21 protein-coding genes are annotated in these 21,637 nt (G+C 37.7%); 18 read left to right on the top strand and 3 right to left on the bottom strand.

What is annotated here, in order from left to right:
* Window positions 1–78 precede the first annotated feature (78 nt).
* From M1P97_RS19060 to M1P97_RS19145, 18 genes are all read left to right on the top strand, one after another.
* Window positions 79–1,242 carry a DegT/DnrJ/EryC1/StrS family aminotransferase gene (locus M1P97_RS19060; RefSeq protein WP_249389900.1) on the top strand — a complete coding sequence of 388 codons (1,164 nt, stop codon included), beginning with the start codon at window positions 79–81 and terminating at the stop codon, window positions 1,240–1,242.
* A complete protein-coding gene (locus M1P97_RS19065) occupies window positions 1,235–2,260 on the top strand; it encodes a Gfo/Idh/MocA family protein (protein WP_249389901.1) in 1,026 nt (341 codons plus the stop codon). The genes M1P97_RS19060 and M1P97_RS19065 overlap by 8 nt, the downstream gene beginning before the upstream one ends.
* 195 nt (window positions 2,261–2,455) lie before the next feature.
* Window positions 2,456–3,385, top strand: a complete 930-nt coding sequence (locus M1P97_RS19070; protein WP_195374793.1) for a UDP-glucuronic acid decarboxylase family protein — start codon at window positions 2,456–2,458, stop codon at window positions 3,383–3,385.
* Window positions 3,386–3,406: 21 nt separating this feature from the next.
* Window positions 3,407–4,720 (top strand): UDP-glucose dehydrogenase family protein, encoded by a 1,314-nt coding sequence (locus M1P97_RS19075; protein ID WP_249389902.1) that lies wholly within the window; start codon window positions 3,407–3,409, stop codon window positions 4,718–4,720.
* A 255-nt stretch (window positions 4,721–4,975) separates the two neighbouring features.
* Window positions 4,976–6,454, top strand: a complete 1,479-nt coding sequence (locus tag M1P97_RS19080) for a lipopolysaccharide biosynthesis protein (RefSeq protein WP_249389903.1) — start codon at window positions 4,976–4,978, stop codon at window positions 6,452–6,454.
* Window positions 6,451–7,245, top strand: coding sequence for a DUF5672 family protein (locus M1P97_RS19085; RefSeq protein ID WP_249389904.1), 795 nt, complete (start codon window positions 6,451–6,453; stop codon window positions 7,243–7,245). The genes M1P97_RS19080 and M1P97_RS19085 overlap by 4 nt, the downstream gene beginning before the upstream one ends.
* A gap of 61 nt (window positions 7,246–7,306) precedes the next feature.
* Window positions 7,307–8,152 carry an O-fucosyltransferase family protein gene (locus M1P97_RS19090; RefSeq protein ID WP_249389905.1) on the top strand — a complete coding sequence of 282 codons (846 nt, stop codon included), beginning with the start codon at window positions 7,307–7,309 and terminating at the stop codon, window positions 8,150–8,152.
* On the top strand, window positions 8,149–9,039 hold the full coding sequence (locus M1P97_RS19095) for an FkbM family methyltransferase (protein WP_249389906.1): 891 nt from the start codon (window positions 8,149–8,151) through the stop codon (window positions 9,037–9,039). The genes M1P97_RS19090 and M1P97_RS19095 overlap by 4 nt, the downstream gene beginning before the upstream one ends.
* A 1-nt stretch (window position 9,040) precedes the next feature.
* Window positions 9,041–10,126 carry a glycosyltransferase WbsX family protein gene (locus tag M1P97_RS19100; protein WP_249389907.1) on the top strand — a complete coding sequence of 362 codons (1,086 nt, stop codon included), beginning with the start codon at window positions 9,041–9,043 and terminating at the stop codon, window positions 10,124–10,126.
* A 7-nt stretch (window positions 10,127–10,133) separates the two neighbouring features.
* Entirely contained in the window at window positions 10,134–10,538 is a 405-nt protein-coding gene (locus tag M1P97_RS19105; protein WP_249389908.1) for a sugar 3,4-ketoisomerase, read from the top strand.
* Window positions 10,535–10,951, top strand: coding sequence for a sugar 3,4-ketoisomerase (locus M1P97_RS19110; RefSeq protein ID WP_249389909.1), 417 nt, complete (start codon window positions 10,535–10,537; stop codon window positions 10,949–10,951). The genes M1P97_RS19105 and M1P97_RS19110 overlap by 4 nt, the downstream gene beginning before the upstream one ends.
* 1 nt (window position 10,952) lies before the next feature.
* A complete protein-coding gene (locus M1P97_RS19115) occupies window positions 10,953–11,474 on the top strand; it encodes an acyltransferase (RefSeq protein WP_249389910.1) in 522 nt (173 codons plus the stop codon).
* A gap of 8 nt (window positions 11,475–11,482) precedes the next feature.
* Window positions 11,483–12,589: a DegT/DnrJ/EryC1/StrS family aminotransferase gene (locus M1P97_RS19120; protein WP_249389911.1), complete on the top strand. Its 1,107-nt coding sequence runs from the start codon at window positions 11,483–11,485 to the stop codon at window positions 12,587–12,589.
* Window position 12,590: 1 nt separating this feature from the next.
* Window positions 12,591–13,541, top strand: coding sequence for a glycosyltransferase family 2 protein (locus M1P97_RS19125; RefSeq protein WP_249389912.1), 951 nt, complete (start codon window positions 12,591–12,593; stop codon window positions 13,539–13,541).
* Window positions 13,542–13,627: 86 nt separating this feature from the next.
* Window positions 13,628–14,695, top strand: a complete 1,068-nt coding sequence (locus tag M1P97_RS19130) for a glycosyltransferase family 4 protein (protein WP_249389913.1) — start codon at window positions 13,628–13,630, stop codon at window positions 14,693–14,695.
* A 40-nt stretch (window positions 14,696–14,735) separates the two neighbouring features.
* The gene (locus M1P97_RS19135) at window positions 14,736–15,995 is read left to right on the top strand and encodes a glycosyltransferase family 4 protein (RefSeq protein ID WP_249389914.1); all 1,260 of its coding nucleotides are present in this window, start codon (window positions 14,736–14,738) and stop codon (window positions 15,993–15,995) included.
* Window positions 15,996–16,017: 22 nt separating this feature from the next.
* Window positions 16,018–16,779 (top strand): glycosyltransferase family 2 protein, encoded by a 762-nt coding sequence (locus M1P97_RS19140; RefSeq protein ID WP_249389915.1) that lies wholly within the window; start codon window positions 16,018–16,020, stop codon window positions 16,777–16,779.
* A gap of 26 nt (window positions 16,780–16,805) precedes the next feature.
* Window positions 16,806–19,331, top strand: a complete 2,526-nt coding sequence (locus M1P97_RS19145; protein ID WP_249389916.1) for a YfhO family protein — start codon at window positions 16,806–16,808, stop codon at window positions 19,329–19,331.
* A gap of 68 nt (window positions 19,332–19,399) precedes the next feature.
* Here M1P97_RS19145 and M1P97_RS19150 read toward each other — a convergent pair whose 3' ends face one another.
* Genes M1P97_RS19150 through M1P97_RS19160 form a run of 3 tightly spaced genes read right to left on the bottom strand, consistent with a single transcriptional unit; the run spans window position 19,400 to window position 21,634 of the window.
* A complete protein-coding gene (locus M1P97_RS19150) occupies window positions 19,400–20,398 on the bottom strand; it encodes a glycosyltransferase (protein ID WP_249389917.1) in 999 nt (332 codons plus the stop codon).
* Window positions 20,395–20,952, bottom strand: a complete 558-nt coding sequence (locus M1P97_RS19155) for a D-glycero-alpha-D-manno-heptose-1,7-bisphosphate 7-phosphatase (RefSeq protein ID WP_249389918.1) — start codon at window positions 20,950–20,952, stop codon at window positions 20,395–20,397. Before M1P97_RS19155 ends, M1P97_RS19150 begins: the two co-directional genes overlap by 4 nt.
* Window positions 20,930–21,634: a nucleotidyltransferase family protein gene (locus tag M1P97_RS19160; protein ID WP_249389919.1), complete on the bottom strand. Its 705-nt coding sequence runs from the start codon at window positions 21,632–21,634 to the stop codon at window positions 20,930–20,932. Before M1P97_RS19160 ends, M1P97_RS19155 begins: the two co-directional genes overlap by 23 nt.
* Window positions 21,635–21,637 lie beyond the last annotated feature (3 nt).

Here is a 21,637-nt window from a genome sequence, read left to right on the forward strand (position 1 = left end):
ACACTTTTTTTATAATAATATAGCAGTTGCTGCGTTATTTAAAGCAAGGAAAAACAAAACGGGTGCAAGAAAATAAAGATGTTTGAAAAACAGATACAAATGGTCGATTTGCATGGACAATATCATCGCCTGAAAGAGGAGATAGATATTGCAATGCAGGCAGTAATTGAAAGCAGTGCCTTTATCAACGGACCTCAGGTGAAAACTTTTGGAGATCATTTGGCCGGGTATCTGGATATTCCTTATGTAATTCCATGCGGAAATGGTACGGATGCTTTGCAGATTGCACTGATGGCTCTGGAGTTGCAACCGGGTGATGAGGTGATTGTCCCTTCATTTACCTATGTGGCTGCTGCGGAAGTGATTGCATTACTAGGGTTAACGCCTGTATTGGTCGATGTCGATCCGCAAACATTCAATATCGATCCGCAGAAGATAGAGGGGGCGATTTCCCGTAATACGAAAGCTGTCATAGCGGTACATTTATTCGGGCAATCCTGCGATATGGAGCCGCTCATGAAGATTGCAAATAGGTATCATTTGTATGTGATAGAGGATAACGCCCAGTCTGTTGGTGCTGAATATACTTTTGCAGACGGCCATGTAAAGAAAACCGGCACAATGGGTCATATCGGGACGACTTCTTTCTTTCCTTCCAAGCCGTTGGCCTGTTATGGGGATGGAGGGGCCTTGATGACCTCCGACGAAGTTCTGGCTAAACGTATACGTATGATTGCCAATCATGGGCAGGAGATTAAATATCATCATAAACTGATCGGATGTAATTCAAGGTTGGATACTTTGCAGGCTGCTGTTTTGGATGTGAAACTGAAATATATCGATGAATTTACGGAAGCCCGCAGGATAGTGGCTGCAAGATACGATGAGGCACTGTCTTCGTGTGACTTGTTGATTCTTCCGAAGAAATCGACATTTTCCACTCATGTATATCATCAGTATACAGTTAAGTTGAAGCCTGTGGCGGGTTTCTCCTCTATTGCGGAGCAACGGAAGCTTTTACAGGATTATCTGAAAGGGAAAGGCGTTCCTTCAATGGTTTATTATCCGTTACCTTTACAGGCGCAGGATGCTTATAAATGGATGGCACGTACACCGGGAAGCATTGATGAATCGGACCGTTTGAGCCAATGTGTTCTGTCGTTGCCTATCCATACTGAAATGACGAAAGAAGAACAAGAGTATATAATTGATGCTATAGTCAATTTTAAGTATAATGAATAAGATTAAATTTGCCGTAGTAGGCTGTGGGCATATCGGAAAACGTCATGCCGAAATGGTTACACGTGATCCGGATGCCGAACTGGTTGCCTTGTGTGATATTCGGCCGCGTGAAGAGTTGGGAATCGATGCTTACGATGTTCCTTTCTTTTCTGGTTTGCAAGATTTGCTGCAGAGTGATATTTTGGTAGATGTAGTTAATGTCTGCACGCCGAATGGGTTGCATGCCTCTATGGCAGTACAGGCTGTCGAGGCCGGTTGCAATGTGGTAATAGAAAAACCGATGGCTCTGACATTGGCAGATGCGGAGAAGGTGGTCTATGCCTCCCTGAAATATCATAAGCAAGTGTTCTGTGTGATGCAGAACCGCTATTCTCCTCCGTCGGTCTGGATTAAAGATATGATCGAATCGGGCAAGTTGGGTAAGATCTATATGGTTCAGCTGAATTGTTACTGGAATCGTGACGACCGCTATTATAAACCGGGAGGATGGCATGGAGATGCTGTGTTGGATGGTGGAACGCTTTTCACCCAGTTCTCCCATTTTATCGACATCATGTATTGGCTGTTTGGTGATATTTGTAATATACAGGCTCGTTTTGCTGATTTCAATCACGAAAAGCTGACGGATTTCGAAGACTCCGGCTTTGTGAACTTTAATTTCGTGAACGGTGGCATGGGGAGTTTGAACTATTCTACCTCCGTATGGAATAGGAATATGGAAAGCAGTATGCTGATCGTAGCCGAGAATGGTAGCGTGAAGATCGGTGGACAATATATGAACGAAGTGGAATATTGTCATGTGAAGGATTACGAAATGCCTGAACTGGCACCGACTAATCCCGGTAATGACTATGGCCCTTATAAAGGTTCGGCTCAGAACCATAACTTCGTAATTCGCAATGTTGTCCGTGTACTTTCGGGTTCCGGCTCAGAAAGTATTACCACTAATGTACTGGAAGGTATGAAGGTGGTGGATATGATACAGCGCATTTACGCACTAAAAGAGCAACAACGTTGATTGTGTAGGTGAGGCCGATGATTATGTGGGCATGGGCATTTTGTAAATAAACTTTTTTATGGGGCTAAAATCCTTTCAATTTCCTATCTTTGTGACAGTTTTGTTATTCTCTGCATGGGACTGACGAACTTTGATGTGTCTTCATTTTTCGAAGATTGTTGAGATATATAGGAAAACTCAAATTAAACAACTGGCATGAAACAGATTTTAGTTACCGGAGGAGCAGGCTTTATTGGCTCTCATCTTTGTGAACGCCTGCTGAAAGACGGGAACAATGTGATTTGTATGGATAATTATTTTACAGGTTGCAAACAAAATGTTGTTCATTTATTGGACAATCCCTATTTTGAACTGGTTCGCCACGATGTGACGTTTCCTTATTATGTGGAAGTTGACGAGATCTATAATCTGGCTTGCCCGGCATCGCCTATACATTATCAGTTCGATCCGGTAAGTACGACTAAAACATCTGTTATTGGTGCTATTAATATGCTAGGGTTGGCTAAACGTACAAAAGCCCGTATCCTTCAGGCTTCAACAAGTGAGGTATATGGTGATCCGTTCGTTCATCCGCAGGAAGAAAGCTACTGGGGAAATGTAAATCCGATAGGTGTCCGGAGTTGTTATGACGAAGGAAAACGATGTGCGGAAACGTTGTTTATGGATTACCACAGACAAAATAAAGTAGACATCAGGATTATCCGTATCTTCAATACTTATGGTCCCCGTATGCGTCCGGATGACGGAAGAGTTGTTTCCAACTTTATCGTACAGGCTTTAAAAGGAGAAGATATTACTATCTATGGGGATGGAAAGCAGACCCGTAGTTTTCAGTATGTAGATGACCTGATTGAAGGTATGGTCCGTATGATGGCCTCGGAAGACTTCACCGGCCCTGTTAATTTAGGTAACCCTAGAGAGTTTACCATGATAGAACTGGCAGAGTTGGTACTTAAAATGACAAACTCAAAATCGAAAATAATATTTACCCCTCTTCCTGCTGACGATCCCAAACAGCGTAAACCGAATATTTCTTTAGCCAAAGAAAAACTGAATGGTTGGGAGCCGAATATCCGTTTGGAGGAGGGTTTGGTAGAGACTATTAAATATTTCAAGAGTCTTTAATTTTGTATTTGATTATAAATTATGAAAATAGCGATAGTTGGTACAGGCTATGTAGGCCTGGTAACCGGAACCTGCTTTGCCGAGATGGGTACCGAAGTTTTTTGTGTAGACGTAAATACTGAAAAAATTGAGAACCTCAAAAAAGGCATAATTCCTATCTACGAACCTGGCCTCGAAGAAATGGTTCATCGTAATCAGCTGGCCGGGAGATTACATTTTACAACCGATTTGACAGAGTGTCTGAACGAGGTAGAAGTCTTGTTCAGTGCCGTAGGTACACCTCCTGATGAAGATGGTAGTGCTGACTTGAAGTATGTGCTTGAAGTTGCCCGTACTGTCGGTCGCAATATAAAGAAACATATTTTGGTGGTGACAAAGAGTACAGTGCCTGTCGGTACTGCCAAAAAGGTACGCCAGGCTATTCAGGATGAGTTGGATAAGAGGGGTGTACAGATTGAATTTGATGTTGCTTCTAATCCGGAATTCTTGAAAGAAGGAGCTGCGATCAGTGACTTTATGAGTCCGGACCGTGTAGTTGTCGGTGTCGAGTCGGAACGTGCAGAAGAGTTGATGACTCGTTTGTATCGTCCTTTTCTTTTGAATAATTTCCGTGTGATTTTTATGGATGTGCCATCTGCGGAGATGACCAAATATGCTGCAAACGCAATGCTGGCTACCCGTATCAGCTTTATGAACGATGTGGCCAACCTGTGTGAAATTGTTGGTGCTGATATAAATATGGTGCGTAAAGGTATTGGTTCAGATAATCGTATTGGCAATCGTTTCTTATATGCAGGTATCGGTTATGGTGGTTCTTGTTTCCCGAAAGATGTGAAAGCATTGATCAATACCGCAAAATTGAATAACTACCCAATGCGTATTCTTCAGGCAGTGGAAGAAGTCAATGATGAGCAAAAATCACTCTTATTCCGTAAATTGGAAAAACATTTCAATGGTAATCTGAAGGGTAAGCGTGTTGCTCTCTGGGGATTGGCATTTAAGCCGGAAACCGATGATATGCGTGAAGCTCCGTCATTAGTTCTAATAGAAAAACTACTAGGCGCAGGTTGTGAGGTGTATGCTTATGATCCGGTGGCAGTAGAAGAGACAAAACGTCGTATCGGCGACTCGATCCATTATGCAAAGGATATCTATGATGCGGTGGTGGATGCCGACGCCCTGATGCTTGTAACGGAATGGAAAGAATTCCGTATGCCTTCCTGGTCTGCTGTAAAGAAGTTGATGGCTACCCCGTTAGTCCTTGATGGCCGTAATATTTATGATATTAAGGAGATGGAGGGAAATGGGTTTGTTTATCATTGCATAGGGAGGTAGAATAATATATTATAAACTAAAATAGATTAGCAATGAAAGAGGATATCGTTAAATTCAGGGATGTTGAAGAGCATTTGATCGAATTAGGAGGTTTCTTTTTCGTGATAGTAAAATGAGGAATTAGTATCTGTCATTGTCATATATTGTGAGTATTAATTATCATTTTATAGAAAGCGGTGTTTGAGAGTATAAGAGTTATTTTAAAAGGTACTATTAAAAAGAATAACAGGTAATCTGTCAATTAGACAGGAATATATGGGAATAGTTATAAGACAAAGTATTAAAGGTACATTTATCAATTATGTAGGGGCATTTCTGGGATTCCTCACTACCTTTTTTGTACAAACTCGTTTTTTGAGTGCAGAAGAGATTGGTTTGCTTAGTGTAATTTATGAAGCAGGAATGTTTGTTGCAGCTTTAGCACTGCTTGGAACCAATTCTTCGGCAGTACGTTTTTTCCCTTATTTTAAAGGAAAAGGGAAAAAGAATAATGGCTTCTTTTTCTATTTATTGCTATTCCCTTTTATTGGTTGCCTGGTATTTATTCCTCTATATATAATACTTCATACACCGGTCAGTGAATATTTTAGTAAGAACTCGGCCCTTTTTGTCGATTATTATAATTGGGTTGTTCCTCTTGTTCTGTTTCTTTCTTATTGGTTTATTTTTGAGACTTATGCTCAATTACACTTACGGATTGCTATTCCCAAGTTTATCAGAGAAATTGGATTAAGAGTTTTTTTTCTAGTGTTGTATCTCTTATATGGCTTTAAAATATTGTCATTGAACAGTTTGATAATCGGTTATATAAGTGTTTATGGTATATGTGCTTTATGGTGCTTTTGGTATATCTCAAAAATAGGAACTGTTTCATTAAAACATGATTTCTCGGCTGTAGATAAGCCTTTGCGGTGGCAAGTTGCTAAATATACAGCTTATCTGATAATAGGGGCTATTGGCGGAACCATTGTTGGGCGACTGGATTTATTTATGGTAAGTGCCCAGTTAGGGCTTGATTATGCAGGAGTTTATCGTATTGCATTTTATATTGTTGCTATAATTGCTATTCCTACGCAATCGATTTCTGCTATTGCTGGGCCAGTTGCATCTGAGTTATTATCAAATGAGAACTTTTCAGGTGCAAATGTTTTATATAAAAAGGTGGCTTTGCATCAATTTGTTGCGGGAAGTCTGATATTCTTATTTATATGGATCAATATTGATAATATATTTTCAATAATTCCTAATGGAGAGATATATAAGGCAGGAAAGTGGGTTGTATTCTTTATGTCGATAGCCAAATTGATAGAAGTGACATTGATTTTTGGAGGTACATTGATCAGTTATTCCCGTTATTATTACTGGGGATTATATTTTACTTTTTTTATTACAGCAATTACAATTATCTCAAATAATTTGTTGATCCCTATTTGGGGAATGGTTGGAGCTGCAATTGCAACTATGTTGACAACATTTTTTACGTATGGTGTGCAGCAGTTATTGATATTCTGGAAAATAAAGGGTAATCCATATACATTTGCATTACTTAAACAAATAGGTATTTTAATTGTCCTTTATGGTATTAACTATTTGTTACCAACGATTAATAATCCTTGGTTTGATTGTATTTACAGGTCGGTAATACTTGGAGGATTAGCTATTATTATGTTGTATCTCTTTAAAATATCGGAAGAGGTTAATGGTCTGATAAAAAAAGTTTTACGCATAAGATGAAGAATGTAGTAATTATACCTGTATATAAAGAGCAGCCGACAGAAAATGAATTGCAGTCGTTGCGCCAATGTCTTCGTATATTAGGTGCACATGATATTTGTTTGATTGCTCCTGAAGAACTTGATTTGCAGGTATATCAATATACCTTTCAAACATTTCAACGTCCTTTGGTGGTTGAAATGTTTGAAACATCTTATTTTACTAGTGTTAGCGGATATAATAAATTGATGCTGAGTAAATGTTTTTATTCTCGTTTTGCAAATTGGGAGTATATGCTTATTTTTCAGCTTGATGCTTGGGTCTTTCGGGATGAGTTGGATGCTTGGTGTGCGAAAGGATACGATTATATCGGTGCTCCCTGGATGAAATTGGATGGAAAGTTGGACGAAGTGAATTGTGGAAATGGTGGCTTTTCATTAAGGCATATACCCATATTTATTGATTTGTTCAATCATACCGGACGGTTATGGGGATATCAGGGACTTGCTTGTAGGTATAGATATCGTGGACCTTTAAGAAAACTTATTTCTATTGTTAGAGGATTATTTGGATGGAAAAACCGTTTGGAAGATTTTATAGAAAAAGGAGACGAGAATGAAGATTTATTATTTGCAACTCTGAAATACAAGAAAAAGAAAAATTTTCGTATTCCTCTTTCCAGAGAAGCAATGTTTTTTGCATTTGAAGAAGCTCCCTCTATGCTTTATAAATTGACGAATATACCGTTTGGTTGTCATGCCTGGGAAAAGTGGGAATATGAGACTTTTTGGAAAGAAAAATTGAATTTTTAATTATGTCATATGAGCATTCTTAATAAAGCAGGTGCTGTATGGAGATCGTTTTTATTTGAATATGGAAGCTGATTTTACTTTAGTCCCTTTTGGAGGGTTGGGGAATAGAATATATGCTATATGTTCTGCTATTGCTTATTGCCAAGAAAATAAAAAATCATTGAAGATTCTATGGTTTAAGGATCATAACTTAAATTGCCCTGTTTCTGATCTGTTTTCGATAAATGCAGAATTAGAGTCTATTAATTTGGTGGATGCCAGTTTAATGGATTTAATTTTACGGGATAATCCTCGTAGAAGAAATTTTTGGATTCCTAAATTCTTTCAACGTTTTTTATTTGACAGGAGAATATATGTACCGGAGGTATATGACGTTGTATCGATTCATAAGAAAAATGATTTTGGTAATTTAGAAAAGTTTAACCATATTTTTATGGTTTCATATTGGTACTTTTATAAAACACCAGACATGTGGAAGGTAATAACTATAAATCCAAAGATTGATGCTCGAGTTGATGAGTTAATTGAAAAATGTAAAAGTCATAGCAATCGTGTGGTAGGTGTGCATATACGTCGTACAGATAATACATATTCCATAGAGGAAAGTCCAACGGAGCTTTTTATTTATAAGATGGAGAAGGAAGTTGAGATAAATAAAGGCAATGTTCGTTTTTATCTTGCTTCTGATTCGTTGGATGTAAAGAAAGAACTAGTTAATCGGTTCGGAAATTTGATTATTACTTCAATGGAGCCTACTTCGAGAAATAATAAAAAAGGAATAATTGATGCCTTTGTTGAACTTAATGTACTTTCGCGTACAGATAAAATTTATGCATCTTCAAAAAGTTCCTTTTCAGAACTTGCTAATTATTTATCAAATAATGAATTTGAAATAGTAAAGAAATGAATTTTTTAGTATTATTATATAGGAAATTTGTCTCTGAAAGTTTAAGAGATAAAATTTATAATCTTTTTTTGGGTAAAGTGTTAAACTTTTTCAGATCATTTCAACCTTGGTTAAAAAGTAAAATGATTTATTTATTCCCTTTTGTATGTAGAGACAAAAATCGTAGGGCTGCTTATATTTTTATGGGGAAATATGGTATTACTAATTATCCGTTCTCATCTTCATTATTGTATAAGTCGCTTTCGCCAGAAGTTTTTATTAATGAAGAAAATAAATTGAAGTATATAAAACATAATGGAAAAGATTTGTATTTCCCTTCCTTTTTTTCAAATGATAATATATGTTCACTTTATAGAGATTTAGTAATAGAGCAAGATGTAAATTCACCTCATCGATATGTTAATTCATATGGTCAGTTGAGAGGGAAAATCTTACTGGATGTAGGGGCTGCAGAAGGTATTTTTGCATTGGATACCATTGATTTTACTGAAAAAGTTTATCTTTTTGAATGTGAGGATTTTTGGATAGATGCTTTACGTGCTACATTTGCACCCTGGAAGGATAAAGTACAGGTTGTAAATAAATACGTAAGTGATAAAAATTCTGATTTTTGTATTACCCTAGATTCTTTTTTAAAAGATAAAATGGAAGCATCTTATTTTCTAAAAATGGATATTGAAGGGGCGGAACTAAGTGCTTTAAGGGGAGTACATTCTTTGTCAAAAAATGTACAAATAGCCATGGCTATTTGTACATATCATCGGCAAGCAGATGAAGAAGATATAGAATGTCTACTTAGAAATTTGGGATATTCAACATATTTTACTGAAGGATATCTGTTTTGGAATAATTCTTTAAGGAAAGCAGTTATAAGAGCTTCTAAATAATATGGATAAAATACGAGTTATAGCATTTTATTTACCTCAATATCACCCAATACCAGAAAATGATAAATGGTGGGGAAAGGGTTTTACGGAGTGGACTAATGTGGGAAAAGCGAAATCTTTGTTCAAAGGTCATTATCAACCCAAAGTCCCGGCGGACTTAGGGTATTATGATTTAAGAGTTCCGGAGACCAGAGAAGCACAAGCTGAAATGGCTCGCGAATATGGTGTTGAAGGTTTTCTTTATTGGCATTATTGGTTTGGTTATGGTCGTAGATTGTTGGAAAGACCTTTTAATGAAGTTTTGGCTTCAGGAAAACCAGACTTCCCTTTTTGTTTAGGCTGGGCAAATCATAGTTGGCAGGGTATTTATTGCGGAGTGAAAAGTAAAGAAGCTCTAATAGAACAACGTTATGGGGGAGTAGAAGATTATACATCTCATTTTTATGATGTATTACCTGCATTTCAGGATAAACGTTATATTCGGATAAATAATAAACCTTTGTTTTATATCCATTCGCCACTTGCTTCTCTTGAGATTCCTGTTTTTGTGGATACTTGGCAAAAACTTGCAAAAAAGAACGGTCTTGAGGGTGTTTGTTTCGTCGGAAACTCGGCTAACAATGCAGAGGATATAAAAAGAGTTATTTCTTTTTGCTCCTATGTAAATATTGATACTTTATTTGATTTTAAGAAATACGATTTTTCGTTTTTCGATAAGGTTCGCTTTAAAATTATGAGAACTATTTTTAAAGTGGGGAATGTATATGAATATAAAAAAGCAATGAAGTATTTTTATAGTAGAAAAGTAGAACCTTCAGTTTATTTCCCAACTATTATACCAAATTGGGATCATACTCCACGTACAGGGGCAGTAGGAAATGTATTAAATCATTCTACACCAGAACTATTTTATATGCATTCGAAATCAGTGTTTGAAGAAGTAAAAGATAAACCTGAAGAGGAACGTGTCGTTTTCCTTAAATCATGGAATGAATGGGCAGAAGGTAATTATATGGAACCGGATCTTAAGTTTGGTCATGGTTATTTAATTGCATTACAGAAAGCTATAAAAGATACATTTAAATAATTGGAAAATGGATCTATCGGAAGTGAAATTAATTGAATTACCTAAGATTACAGATCGTCGGGGAAATTTGTCATTCGCAGAAGAAGTTACTCATATACCGTTTGAAATCAAACGGAATTACTGGATTTATGATGTACCGGGAGGAGAAATACGTGGGGGGCATGCCTATAAGAGGAATAGGGAGTTTATTATTGCTTTATCTGGGAGTTTTGATGTTTTGCTGGATGATGGGGAGAATAAGCGGACTTTTTCTTTAAATCGTTCGTATTATGGTTTATATGTGCCGGAAGGTATCTGGCGGCAAATGATGAATTTTTCGACTAACTCACTGGCTCTGGTTGTTGCTTCTACATTCTTTGATAAAACAGATTATATATATGATTACGAGGAATTTAAAAAGTATGTCCGATGAAGAATAACACTGTTTATGATTGTACTGTTATCGAGTTGGATAAACATCATCACGAGAAAGGGAATATCACTGTCGTTGAAAATGGAATAACAGTACCTTTCGAAGTGAAGCGGACATATTACTTATATGATATACCCGGGGGGGAATCGAGAGGCGGACATGCACATAAAGAATTATATCAACTGATTGTGGCAGCTAGTGGTAGTTTTAACGTAACGTTGGATGATGGAAATGTAAAACGTACGTTTATGTTGAATCGTCCTTATCAGGCATTATTGGTCGTTCCGGGTATTTGGCGTGAACTTGATGATTTTTCGTCAGGTTCAGTTTGTCTGGTTCTTGCTTCCCATACATATGATGAATCAGACTATATAAGGGATTATTCTAAATTTTTAAAACTGAAAAAAAAATAATATGCCTAAGATTCATCCGTTGGCTGATGTCCAATCCACAAAAATAGGGAAAAATACAACTATATGGCAGTTTTGTGTAATTTTACCGAAAGCCAGAATAGGAGAAGATTGTAATATCTGTACACAGGTTTTTATTGAAAATGACGTTTGTATTGGTGATCGAGTAACGATTAAATCGGGTGTCCAAGTGTGGGATGGAGTGGTTATTGAGGATAATGTTTTTATTGGGCCGAATGTTACATTTACAAATGATTTACTCCCGAGGTCACGTTCGAAGGACTGGATCTTGGTTCATACTAAAATCTGTATGGGAGCTTCGATTGGAGCCAATTCTACGATTGTGGGGGGGATCACTATAGGCAATTATGCTCTGGTAGGTGCGGGAAGTGTAGTCACTAAAGATATACCTCCTTATACGGTTTGGTATGGTAATCCTGCACGACTAAAAGGATATATTACACAAGATGGTGTATTATTGGATATAAATAAGAAAGATAAAAGCGGTAAATTATATAATATATAAAGGTGTAAATGGTAAAGTTCTTGGATTTAAAGAAGATAACGGATAAGTATGCTAATGAGATACATGAGGCTGTTGACCGTGTAATTAATTCCGGTTGGTATCTTCAAGGGGAGGCTAATTCCTGTTTTGAAAAGAATTATGCACGATATATCGGAACTCAATATTGTCTCGGTGTTGCTAATGGTTTGGATGCATTGCGTTTGATTCTACGTGCTTATATAGAATTGGGATTTATGCACAAAGGGGATGAGATTATTGTTCCGGCTAATACTTATATTGCCTCTATTCTGGCAATTACGGATAATGACTTGGTGCCTGTTTTGGTGGAACCTTCCATTAATACTTTGCAAATAGACGATAATTATATAGAAGCTGCCATAACAGCTAAAACGAAGGGAATAATGATCGTTCATCTGTATGGGCAATGCGCTTATACAGATAAGATTGGAAAAATATGTAAACAATATAACCTTAAGTTGATAGAGGATAATGCTCAGGCACACGGCTGTCTTTATCAGGGAAGAAGAACCGGTTCAATAGGTGATGCTGCCGGTCACAGTTTTTATCCCGGAAAAAACTTAGGGGCTTTGGGAGATGCTGGCGCCGTAACGACTAATGATAAGGAATTGGACAATACTGTCCGAGCACTGGCAAATTATGGTTCTGAAAAGAAATATGTATTTAAGTACCAGGGTTTAAATAGCCGTCTTGATGAGGTTCAAGCTGCTATATTGGATGTAAAGCTAAAGCATTTGGAAGAAGATCTGCAATTGCGGAAAAAGGTTGCGCGTAAATATATAGAGAATATCGGTCATGAAGATATCATTTTGCCACAGATTTCAAATTGGGAATCTCATGTATTCCATATTTTCCCGATTATGTCTGTTTATAGGAATGAATTGCAGGAATATCTGAAGAGTAAAGACATACAAACATTGGTACATTATCCGATACCTCCCCATAAACAACAATGTTATGCGGGTTGGAACTTTTTATCTTTACCTGTAACAGAAATGATTCATGCTCAGGAACTAAGCTTGCCGATGAGTCCGATGTTGACTGAGGGCGAGCAGAATTATGTAATTGAAATGATTAATAAATTTACGGTGAAGTAGGATGATTAGGATATCTGTTTTTATTGTTACTTATAATCAGGAAATGTATGTAGCCCAGACGATTGAGTCCATTCTACAACAAAGCGTTAAACCAGATGAAATTGTGATATCGGACGATTGCTCCCAGGATGGCACTTGGAATATTATACAAAGTTATCAAGCAGAATATCCTGAAATAATAAAGGCTTATAGAAATGATCCGAATGTAGGTATTTTTCGCAATTTTAATGAGACAACAAGAAAAACTACAGGTAATTTGGTCACTTGCGTTGCTGGGGATGATTTCATTAAACCCGGATATTTTGAGCATGTGGTGAAGTGTGTAAAAGCAAATGGGTTAAATCCAGATAAAGATAGTTTTATAATCGTGCCGAATGTTATAAGCCTGCATAGTAACGGGTTAGAAACGAAACATACAAATATTCCTTATGAACATAGAAATCTGTTGAGTTATCGATTGCGTGGGCTGATAGACGACCGGTATGGCTTTGTCAGCAGAAGATCTTTGGATAACACGGATGATTTTATTGAGAACATTGGTTTACATGGCGATTTTGTATGGTGCTTTGATCGTTTCATAAAGACTGATAAGATATTATTTATCGATGGTTATTATCCGGTATATCGGCAGGGAGTAGGTATTGTGAGCAGAACGAAAGAAATTGATGCTTCAAAATCTTTGCTTAAAGCAATCCATATCTTGTTACAAAAGTATGGAAGCTATTTTAATAAAAGAGATCGGTTGTATATCGAGTATCTGAAATCGAAAAACATGTATATTTCAGGAAAATCTATTTCGCGTTATTTCATACTCCTGTATTACACGTTATTGAATACTGGTAATTTCGGAACAATGAAGAAACAGATGAAGGCTCTGCTGTTTGTGGTATTGCCCAGTAAATTGAAGAAAGTCTTGTTTCGGATTAAATATTTGGAAGCTATTTCTAGATAATAGCTAAGCTAATGTTCTGTTCTTTATCTAATATTAATATCATAGAGGCATAGAAAATCGTTATCTGATGAGTATTTGTCAAAGTTATGAATAGAGTTTATTATTATCATTTGGTTCCTGTTTCTGACTCTTATAGTCTATGGAAAAAAGGGGAATATCCTGGACATCTTCTGTATGGATTAACACATTTGGATAAATGTGGTTTGGAGGTTGTCTATGATGATATTTCTTTTAATCCTTTCAAATTTCGCTTTCGGTTGATGCTGTATATGTTGAGAAAGTTGCTATTCTCCTCAAAAGAGTATGATATAATCTATGCTGTTACTTTCAGAGGATTGGAACTACTGATTTTTTTACGTGCTTTGCGGCTTTTTAAAAAGCCGATCGCAGTATGGCATCATACTGCGATCGTTATCCCTCCTAATAAATTAAAAAGAGTTCTATCTTCTTTTTTTTATAAAGGAATTGATAAAATGTTCTTTTTTAGTGAGGAATTGATGGAGAGATCTATAAAAACAGGAAAGGTGAAGAGAGAAAATGCAGATGTGGTTCATTGGGGACCAGATCTGGAGTACTATACAATGTTGCACAATTCAGTTCTAAAGAATATCCGATTTATTTCTACGGGGGCAGAACATAGAGACTTCTTAACTTTGATAAATGCTTTTAATAATCCTGAAGTAAATGCCTCTTGTGAGTTTTATATAAGAAAATCGCAAAAGGAATCTATAAACAAGTATCTTAAAGAAGTTGAACTTTCATCTAATATTGAGATCCATTTTGGAGATTGGTCTTCCAATGAATGTGCGCATTTTGTCAATGAAGCTGATGTTGTTGTCATTTGTTGTTTGAATTATCCATATACAATAGGATTAACAACTCTTGTAGAAGCATGGGCTTTGGGAAAGGCTGTGATCGTAACGGATAATCCTACATTTCCAATAGATGTTGAAAAAGAAGGAGTTGGGATTAAAATTCCTTATGGAGATGTCAATGGTTGGATTCAGGCTATAAATTATTTAGAGAACAATCCGGATGTTGTTGTTGCAATGGGAGAAAAAGCAAAGAATTTGGCCCAGAATTTTTATAACTTAAATAAGTTGACGGAGGATATTGCCAAAACACTGCTTCTTTTGGCGAATGCTCATAATTGATATAGTACTGTTTATTGAGTATTGATGATTTTCAAATAAGATGAAGATATTAATTATAAATACATCTGAATGTATTGGTGGGGCAGCGGTTGCAGCAAAGCGTTTAAAATCAGCTTTACAAAAGGCTGGAGAGCATGTGTTGATGCTTGTTGAAAATAAGCAAACAGAGGAAAAAGATGTTATTCCGACTAAAACAGATGTAGTTAACTTGGTTGTTAATAAACTTTATTTTCTTTGGGAACGTCTTGTTATTTTCATTTGTAATGGGTTTGATCGTAAAAATCTTTTCAAGGTATCAATTGCTAATTGTGGAATTAATATTAGAAAGTTATCTTTTGTAAAAGAAGCAGATATTATTCATCTTCATTGGATTAATCAGGGCTTTCTCTCATTAGGACAAGTTGGAAGACTTATAAAATTAGGGAAACCTGTTGTTTGGACAATGCACGACATGTGGCCTTGTACAGCAATTTGTCATTATTCTTGGGATTGTGAGCGATTCCATCATGAATGTGGAATGTGTCCTTTTCTGAATTCAAAAAAGATTAACGACTTATCTCATCATGTATGGAAGAAGAAACAGTTTCTTGAGTATTCTAATATTCAGTTTGTTGCGGTTAGTACTTGGCTGGCGAAGCAAGCTCAAAAGAGTTCTTTACTGAAAAATTCAGATATAAAAGTAATACCTAATGTAATAGACATATCCGTTTTTTCTCGAAAGAATCGATTGGATGCGCGAAAGTCCTTTTCTTTGCCGACAGAGAAAAAAATTATATTAATGGGGGCTGCGCGTTTGGATGATCCCATAAAGGGTTTCCAGTATCTAAAAGTAGCTTTGAATACTATATTCCAGAACAGGACCGATATACTTCTGGTTTTATTTGGGGCGATAAAGAATATGGAAACTTTCTTTAATGATTTAGTAGTCCCTTATATTTCTTTGGGGCTGTTGACTGATAATAATCAGATATCCGGTTTATACTCTGCGGCAGATGTGACTGTTGTACCCTCTTTGTATGAAACTTTTGGCCAGACACTTATTGAAGCAATGGCTTGCGGATGTCCTGCTGTTAGTTTTAACTATAGCGGACAAACAGATATTATTGATCATCTGGTAAACGGCTATCTTGCAGAATATAAAAATCCCACTGATCTTGCAGCCGGTATTTCGTGGGTTCTGAATAATAAAGATCAAGTATCGCTAAAGGAAGCTTGCATTAAAAAGGTTCATGAGAATTATACGGAGCAAGTGGTGGCTAAACAATATGTTGAACTATACCGTGAGTTATTGCAAAAATAACCGGTTAATGATAGGAGAGTAAATGATGCAATCACCTATATTTTCAATTATAACAATTACATATAATGCCTCGAGATGGTTGGAAACTACAATCTTGAGTATATTGAGTCAATCATATCCACATATTGAATATATTATTATCGATGGAGCATCGCTTGATGGAACTGTCGATATAATCAAACAATATGCGTCTGGAGTTACTTACTGGTCAAGTGAATCGGATAAAGGAATATATGATGCCATGAACAAAGGCCTTCAAAAGGCTACGGGCGATTATGTCTGGTTTATAAATGCAGGTGATACATTAGACACATCCGACACTGTGCAGCACGTCGCTTCACTGATTACTAAAAAAAAGGTTTTACCGGATATTATTTATGGCGAAACAAATATCATTGACGAGAGTGGGCATTTCCTGGGAATGCGTAGGCTGAAAGCTCCTAAAAAGCTGACCTGGAAAAGTTTTCGTATGGGTATGTTGGTTTGCCATCAATCTTTTGTTGTCAGGCGTACCGTCGCTCCGCCGTTTGATTTAACGTATCATTATTCTTCTGATTTTGATTGGTCTATCCGTTGTATGAAGAATTCTAAAAAAATTTGTAATACACGAATGATCCTTTCCAATTTCATGGATGGGGGAGTAAGTTCGAGTCAACGAAAAGCATCATTAAAAGAACGATATGAAATAATGTGTCGGTATTATGGAAAAATATCGACATCTTTGTTGCATATTTGGTTTGCTATCCGATTTTATAGTGCTAGATATCTGAAACGTACTGTTTAAAAGAATAACATTTAGATTTACATAAAATGCAAAGTTTTATAAAGAAAGTGGGTAAACACATCCTTGCCCTCGTTTTGTTTTTAGGATTAGTGGTGGCTTATTTTTCGCCAGCAGTCTTTGATGGCAAAGAAATTTATCAGGGGGATAATATAAAAGCGACCGGAATGGGAAACAGTCAGGCTGAAGAATATGCAAAGACCGCCGAACCGGGCGAGTTTAGTCTTTGGTCTGATGCCATGTTCGGAGGTATGCCATATGTGGCTACCTATGGTGATCCAGCTCCTGTTCTGCCATCTTACAGTATCATAGACAGTTGGCTGAAGTTACCAGGATATGGGGATGCCGCGATGGTCTTTGTCGGACTCGTCTGTTTTTATATATTGATGTGCATTATGGGAGTCAATTGGTGGTTGGCTATTGCCGGGGCTATTGCTTTTGCTTTTGCTTCGTATAATATTATTATTATTGTGGCAGGGCATATAGTAAAAGCTTATGTGATTGGATATATGCCTTTGACATTGGCCGGAATGGTGTTGCTGTTCAAGCGAAAATGGCTGTGGGGGGGAGTTCTGTTCCTTCTGGGCGTCGCTTATTCTCTCTATAACGGACATATACAGATTACATATTATTTGGTATTGCTTTGCTTGTTTATTTATCTGGGTTACTCAATAAAAATGATACGGGAGAAGTTGACTGCCGATTGGCTCAAAACCTCTTTTATAATGTTGGCTTGTGTCATTTTGGCGGTTTTGCCAAATGCTAAGCATATGTATTCAAACTGGGATCTGGGGGAACACTCTATTCGTGGTGCTTCTGAATTAACCCCGAAATCGGATGAAACCGGAAAGGTGGAAAAGGCTTCTACCGGTTTAGATAAAGACTATGCTTTTCAATGGAGTTATGGTTGGAAAGAGTTGCTGACAGTGATGATTCCTGATGCGTATGGAGGTAGTTCCGGAGGTAAATTAGGTTCGTCATCTGAATTATATAAGGAATTAAAGAAAAACGGTGCGCAGGTAGGAAACGATATTCAGACTTATACCTATTGGGGTGATAAGCCATTTACATCAGGACCTGTATATTTTGGAGCACTTGTTTGTTACCTCTTCGTTCTGGGAATGTTTGTTATTCGCAATCAAATGAAATGGTGGTTGTTTGCTGGTTCTATATTTTTGACACTTCTAGCTTTGGGAAGGAATTTTGATATATTAAATGATGTCATGTTCCATTATTTACCACTGTATAATAAGTTCAGAACGGTTGAAATGGCCTTGGTAATACCGGGATTGGTTTTTCCTGTTGTCGCTATCTGGGGGTTAAAAACGATCTTCTCCGGACAGCTTGATGATAAACAGTTAAAGAAAAGTTTTTTATGGTCGCTTGGGATAACCGGTGGTCTTTGTCTGATCATCGCTTTAATGCCTTCTTTATTGCTGAATTTCCATTCGGTTTATGATGCTCAGTTCCAGAGTCAGGTCCCGGAATGGTATTATACTGCTTTGCTGATGGACCGTGCTTCACTAGCTTCTGCGGATGCTCTGAGGTCATTGATATTTATATTATTGGGTGCAGCGTTGTTGCTTTGGTATTGGAAGGCTAAAAATAAAGAGACGGCAGCCACTATTGTCAGTGTGGGTATGGCAATCCTTATATTAGTTGATTTGTGGACAGTAGACCGTCGTTATCTGAATGAAGGTCATTATGTAAAGCAAACGGCAAAGGATGCTTATAAAGAAACTGTTGCAGATAAAGAAATCTTTAAGGATACGGATCAATCTTTCCGCGTGTTTGGTTTGAATAATCCGTGGCAGGATACTAATGTATCTTACTTCCATCATTCTATTGGTGGTTATCATGCTGTTAAATTGCGCAGGTATCAGGAATTAATCGATCATCGCTTGGATTCTGAATACCGTAATATTGTTGGAGCATTGCAGAAAGCACAATCTGTGGATGATATTATGAATGTATTAGCTGCTTCACCATCCCTGAATATGCTGAATACCCGCTATATCATCTATAATCCGGATCAGGCCCCGATACGTAACCCGTATGCTTTTGGGAATGCCTGGTTTGTAGATAAGGTAGAGATTGTAGAAAATGCCGATGCAGAGATAGAAGCGCTGAATACGATCAATCCATTGGAGACTGCTGTGGTGGATAAACGTTTTGTCAAAGATTTGGAGGGCTTTATGCCTCATAAGGATTCCACAGCGTCGATCGTATTGGAGAAGTATCGTCCGAACCGTTTAACATATAAGACAAAGGCTGGTTCTGACCAATTGGCGGTCTTTTCTGAAATCTATTATCAGCCGGGCTGGAAGGCTACAATTGATGAAAAAGAAGCATCTCATTTCCGTACAGATTGGATTCTTCGTGGTATGATCATTCCAGCTGGAGAGCATACGGTCGTTTTTGAATTCTATCCCGATACTTATGTGCTTGCAGCAAATATCTCTTCTTATAGTTCTTTTCTGATTTTGTTATTGCTGATTGCTGCTATAGGTTGGTCAGGTTGGAAGTATTGGAAAGATAGTAAGAATGAAGAATGACAGGATAAGATAAATAGATAAGGTAAAGAAGACCGGAATTCAGTTTGTTATTGAATCCCGGTCTTTTTTTATTTATAAAAGTTCTTTTGGAAGGCTGAATATTTCTCTTTCTTTAGTATTAGTAAGTTCCATACGGCAGCAAGAAAGCCACTACCGTAACCGAGTAGCTGGACAAAGGATGCTATGATGGATAAGAATCCGATCTTTATGCTCTTATTCTGATAAGAGGAGTCTATGAAAATCAACAAACTGTAGATACTTAGAGGAAGCAAACTCCATCTGCAGAAAAGAGTTCCTATCAAAAAGAATAATGTACCCAATGTGAAAATAGCAGGTAGCAAATGCACGATTTTCAACGAATCCGGATACTTCTTGAATAAAGAGATACGTGCAATACCTGAATTATATACCTGACGGAAGAATTTCTTCCAGTCTGTCCGACGCTTGTGGAATACCCAGGCAGACGGGAACAGGCATACTTTATAACCGTTTTTGTAAAGACGTATACTAAAATCTATATCCTCTCCGAAGCGCATTGCAGAAAAGCCTTGTAATGCTTCATAAGCACTTCTCCGGATCCCCATGTTAAAACTGCGGGGATAAAACTTGTCCATTTTCTTTTTTCCGCCGCGAATACCTCCGGTGGTAAAGAAAGAGGTCATCGAATAATTGATGGCTTTCTGCACATCGGTAAAGCTGTCCGATGCTTTATCCGGACCGCCGAACGCATCGGCCCCGGTTCCCTGAAGTTCTTTATGTACAGCCTCGATATAACCCGGTGGCAGAATGCAATCGGAATCCAGAACGATCAGGTAATCGCTGTTGGCTTTGGTTGCACCGTGATTGCGGGCATTTCCCGGACCACCATTCGGGATAAAATAATAATATACAGCTAACTTGTCTACATATCTGTCTACGATATGTTTACATGTCTCTTTCGAACCGTCTTCAACGATGATTACTTCGAAGTCCGTTCTAGTTTGTTTGGTTAGGCTATCCAGTAACTCTTCAACTTCGTTCGGACGGTTATATACTGGTATAATGAGTGATAAAGTTGCTGTATTCATGCTTGTATATCCTTAATAAGTTGTTTTGCAAAGGTAAGTAAATCCGGGAACCAGTTGTACTGAGTTTTGAACGTATCTTTCGACTGGTCATATTTTTCTCCGATAAGAAATCTTGGAATGCAGGCTCTCCTGGCAAATTCCATATCGCTGAAACTATCGCCAACCATTATGCTACGCGAGAAATCGATATCTGGAAAATCCTGCTTCGCCTGAAGGGCCATACCTATATTCGGTTTCCGGCTTTTGTGGGAATCGCTGGTGGCCGTACAAACATATATATTATCAATTCTTCCTCCGTGAAGGGCTATCGTAGCCAGCATAGATGCATGTATCTCTTCTAATGTTTCCATATTCATAACGCCTTTACCGACACCACGCTGGTTGGTGACGATCACAATATGATCGAACAGCGGCGAGAGGAGCCTGAGGGCTTCCAATGTTCCTTCGATAAATATAAACTCGTCCGGTGATTTGACATAATCATGCGGGCGTTGTTTGTTTATAACCCCGTCGCGATCCAGGAATAGCGTGCTATATGGCTTTGTTCTTTTCATCTTTGAAGTCTGTTTGAGCACGTTCGTAATCTTCGGGAATACCGATGTCAATAAAGTAACCTTCCGATATATATCCGGAAAGGGTAGAGGTATGGACTGCCGTTTCAAAGAAATCCTTCTCCAATGAGAATTTATCAGGGAAATTCTTTAACTCATGGCGGTTGATCAAATAGATTCCTCCGTTGATAAGTCCGGATTCACAATATTGTTTTTCGTTGAAACACAGGATACGGTTGGCCTGCCGTTCTATATCGACAACGCCATATCTGTCAAACTTCTCCATTTTTTTTAGGGCGACTGTTGCGCTGGCGTGCGTTTGTTTATGCAGGTCTTGCATTTCCGGATAGTTGACGTCGAAGAAAGTATCTCCGTTTAAAATAAACACCTCGTCTGTTGTCGCTTTTGATAAGGCCAGTTTCACGGCTCCTCCTGTACCCAGCGGAGTATCTTCGATTACCGTAGATATCTTGACTGGAAAGGGATTTGTCCTGATCCATTCCTCGATGATTTCATGTTTGTATCCTAAGGCAAGGATAATATGCCTGAAGCCAGCCCCAGTCAATGAAGTAAATAGATAATACAGGAAAGGATGTCCGGCAACCGGTGCCATACATTTAGGAACGTCCGATACTACACTTTGTAGCCGGGTTCCCATTCCACCTGCCAGTATGATACACTCCATATT

The sequence above is a fragment of the Parabacteroides leei genome, assembly GCF_023369805.1.
GTDB classification, from domain to species: domain Bacteria; phylum Bacteroidota; class Bacteroidia; order Bacteroidales; family Tannerellaceae; genus Parabacteroides; species Parabacteroides leei.